The sequence below is a fragment of the Pseudomonas sp. EL_65y_Pfl1_R83 genome (genome assembly GCF_963970695.1).
Classification (GTDB): Bacteria; Pseudomonadota; Gammaproteobacteria; order Pseudomonadales; family Pseudomonadaceae; genus Aquipseudomonas; species Aquipseudomonas tritici.
The window spans coordinates 1-479 of sequence record NZ_CAXAQI010000345.1; the positions used below are offsets into that span (position 1 = coordinate 1).

General features: G+C 64.7%; 1 protein-coding gene. It reads left to right on the forward strand.

Going from position 1 to position 479, the window contains the following annotated elements:
- A partial coding sequence (locus AACY08_RS29210) for a lactate/malate family dehydrogenase (protein WP_445262064.1) occupies positions 1-479 on the forward strand: 479 nt, incomplete at both ends.

Sequence of the window (479 nt, forward strand, 5' to 3'; positions counted from 1 at the left end):
TGGTCGAAGGCGTGCCGCAGGGCAAGGCGCTCGATCTCAGCCAGTGCTCGCCGGTCGAGGGCTTCGACGCCAAGATCACCGGCACCAATGATTACAAGGACATCGCAGGCGCGGACGTGATCATCGTCACCGCCGGTGTCGCGCGCAAGCCCGGCATGAGCCGCGACGATCTGCTCGGCATCAACCTCAAGGTGATGAAGGCCGTCGGCGAGGGTATCGCCGCCAACGCGCCCGACGCGTTCGTCATCTGCATCACCCACCCGCTCGATGCGATGGTGTGGGCGCTGCGCGAATTTTCGGGTCTGCCGCACAACAAGGTCGTCGGCATGGCCGGCGTGCTCGACTCGGCGCGCTTCAGCCACTTCCTCGCCGAAGAGTTCGATGTTTCGGTCAAGGACGTGACCAGCTTCGTGCTCGGCGGCCACGGCGACACCATGGTCCCCGTGATCCAATATTCGGCGGTGTCGGGTATCCCGGTT